The sequence below is a fragment of the Streptomyces sp. S3(2020) genome, assembly GCF_013044505.1.
Taxonomy (GTDB): Bacteria; Actinomycetota; Actinomycetes; order Streptomycetales; family Streptomycetaceae; genus Streptomyces.
The window spans coordinates 1-3,174 of the sequence record NZ_JABERD010000435.1; the positions used below are offsets into that span (position 1 = coordinate 1).

A 3,174-nucleotide genomic window follows, 5' to 3' on the forward strand; every position below is an offset into this window, starting at 1 on the left:
CCTCTGTGCCGAAACCTTCCTCCTCGGTCTCCGGATCACAGCGAGTTCACATAAAAGGGAGATAAGCGACCTCCTGCGTCACGGGTCTGTGACCGCGACGCCTTCTGAGTGGATTCGGACGCTGCTGGCGCGATATGAACGGACCCATGAGCAGCAACGGGGGAGCCCCTTACGGGTCCGACGAGCCAACGAGTTTTGGTCTGCAACCGCCGAACCCGCCCGCGGCCGTGCCGCACCCGGACAACCCGTACGCGACACCGACCCGGGTCGTACCGCACCAGGCGACGTCTGCCGCGCCCGAAGCAGCACCCGAGGCAGCACCCGAAGTCGCACCCGAACAGGAGCCGGGCACCGGCCGGTTGATCGCGGGTCGTTACCGTCTGCTCGCCAAGCTCGGGCACGGCGGCATGGGGACGGTCTGGCGCGCCAAGGACGAGACGGTGGACCGCGAGGTCGCCGTCAAGGAGCCCCGCGTACCCGATCACCTTCCCGACCGCGAACGCGCCAACGCGTTCGAGCGCATGCGCCGCGAGGCGCGTGCCGCCGCCCGGCTCGACCATCCCGGTGTCGTGAACGTGCACGACGTCGCCGTCGTCGACGGCCAGCCGTGGATCGTCATGGAACTGGTGCGGGGCCGTTCGCTGGGCGACGCCCTCCAGGAGGGCACCCTCGGGGCGCGGGAGGCGGCGAGAATCGGCCTGGAGGTGCTCGGCGCGCTGGAGGCCGCGCACGCGGCGCGCATCCTGCACCGGGACGTCAAGCCGGACAACGTGCTGCTCGGCGCCCATGACCGCGTCGTGCTCACGGACTTCGGCATCGCCCAGATCGAGGGCGAGACCAACCTGACGGACACGGGCGGGTTCGTCGGCTCGCCCGAGTACATCGCGCCGGAGCGGGTGCTGGGGCAGCGGCCGGGCCCGGCGTCGGACCTGTGGTCGCTCGGTGTCGTCCTGTACGCGGCCACCGAGGGCGTCTCGCCGTTCCGCCGCAGCAACACGCCGGCCACGCTCCAGTCGGTCCTCAACGCCACGCCCGCCGCCCCGGCCTCCGCCTCCGGTCCGCTGGCCGACGTCATCACCGGCCTCCTCCAGAAGGACCCCGCGCGCCGCCCGAACGCGGCCCAGGTGCGGGCGCTGCTGGAGACGGCCGCCAACCCGCCGGCGCCCACGCAGGTCGTCCACCTCTCCGGGGAGGGGCCTGCGAAGGGCATCCGGCTGGGCCGCAGGACCCTGATCGGCCTCGGCGCGGCGGTCGTCGCGGCCGCGGTGGCGGCGGGTCTGGTGATCGCGGACCCGTTCGCGGGGCCGTTGCCGGACGGCTGGAGGACGAAGAAGGTGAAGGACGTCGCCGCGACGCTGGCGGTGCCCGCGGAGTATCAGGAGCGCGTGCCCGACCGGAAGACGGACGAGGCCCACTGGGTCACCTACACCGACTGGAGCGGCAGCATCTGGATCGGGCTGAGGCTCGACAAGAAGGCCGAGGACTCGGGCAACAGCATCGCGGGCTCGGCGGCCGCCGAGATGTACGAGGACGACAAGAAGTTCAAGGAGTACGGCGAGTACGACCTCGGCATGCCGGAGGACCCGGACACGAAGACCGACGACGGGGCCACGTACCAGGGGAAGTCGGCCGCCAAGAACACGATCAGCTACACGACCGACGACAGCCAGAACCCGCGCCCCCGCGAGATGCAGATCTTCTACTACAGGACCGCAAAGGGCGACATGTACAAGCTCACCATCAGCTACCCGGGCAAGGGCGACTTCACGAAGCGCGGGCAGGAGGTGGCGCGGACGGCGATCGCGAACCTGGACGTCGACGTCCTCTGACCCGCGTCGACAACCCACCGCCCCACAAGGTACTGATGGGGCATGAGCAACGACCGGGGCGGCACCAGCCCGAAGGGCCGACTGATAGGCGGCCGTTACCGTCTGGCCGAGCGCGTCGGGTCGGGTGGCATGGGGACCGTCTGGCGGGCGCACGACGAGCTGGTGGACCGCGAAGTCGCCGTGAAGCAACCGAGGTTGCCCGGCGACCCGGAGGACGAGGCGCATCAGCGGGCCTCCCACCGGCTCTACCGGGAGGCCCGTGCCGCCGCCCGCGTCGACCATCCCGCGGCCGTCTCCATCCATGACGTGGTCGTCGAGGACGGACTGCCCTGGATCGTCATGGAGTTGGTGCGCGGGGAGTCCCTGCACGAGATGCTCCGCCGTGGCCCGGTCGCCCCGGCCGAGACCGCCCGGATCGGCCTGGCCGTCCTCGGCGCCCTGCGCGCCGCGCACTCCGTCGGGATCGTGCACCGTGATGTGAAGCCCGCCAACGTGCTGCTCGGCCCGCACGGCCGGGTCGTCCTCACCGACTTCGGGATCGCGCATGTCCAGGGCGAGGAATCCCTCACCGTCAGCGGCGAGTTCGTCGGCTCCATCGACTTCGTCGCCCCGGAGCGGATGTCCGGTAGGGGCGCGGGCCCGTCCTCCGATCTGTGGTCCCTGGGCGTACTGCTCTACGCCGCCGTGGAGGGCGAACCGCCTTTCCGGCGTACGACGTTGGAGTCCACCCTCGCCGCGATCCTCTCCTTCGACCCGCCCGAGCCCAAGCGGGCCGGTCCTCTGAGCCCCCTGATCAGCGGGCTGTTGGGGAAGGACCCCGATCTGCGGCCGGACGCCGCGGAGGCCGCCAAGATCCTGGAGGCGGCGGCGGAAGGGTGGCCGGTGCCGCCGCTGCCCGCCACACCGTCGCCCCAAGTGCCGGATCGAATACAGGAGTTGGGCGAGGACTCCGGAACCGTACGCCTACGGGCACCGAAACCCGACCCCGTACCGAAGCCGGGCGCCACCGCCGTACCGAGGCCGGACCCCACCGCCGTACCGGGCCAGCCGGACACCACCGTCGTAACGACGACGTCGCCGCCCAAGCCCCACCTCCTGCGCCGCCCCCTCCCGGCCGTCCTGCTCGGTGTCACCCTCGCCAGCGGCGCCTGGGCCGGCGCGTCCTACCTCTTGGCCGACCCCGAGCCCGAGACCTACGAGGTCGCCGAGCCGACGTACACCTCGGCCTCCCTCGCGCCCGCCGCCACCGACATCACCGACGAGCCCTGGGAGAAGCACTCCGAGAAGGCGCTGAAGGCCACGCTCTCCGTCCCCAGCCGGTACGGGGAGACCCACCGTCAGGGCA

At 71.5% G+C, this 3,174-nt stretch carries 2 protein-coding genes; both read left to right on the forward strand.

Features of this window, described 5'->3' with window-relative positions; genetic code table 11:
* The first annotated feature begins 146 nt into the window (after nt 1-146).
* Nucleotides 147-1,829, forward strand: coding sequence for a serine/threonine-protein kinase (locus HLK59_RS49180; RefSeq protein WP_171148203.1), 1,683 nt, complete (start codon nt 147-149; stop codon nt 1,827-1,829).
* 42 nt (nt 1,830-1,871) lie between these two features.
* Nucleotides 1,872-3,174: serine/threonine-protein kinase (locus HLK59_RS49185; RefSeq protein WP_240983092.1), on the forward strand; the 1,303-nt coding region annotated here is incomplete at its 3' end.

What these genes read in the sequence shown, in the direction of transcription:
- HLK59_RS49180 (WP_171148203.1), top strand. Translation starts at nt 147, where the DNA reads ATGAGCAGCAACGGGGGAGCCCCTTACGGGTCCGACGAGCCAACGAGT.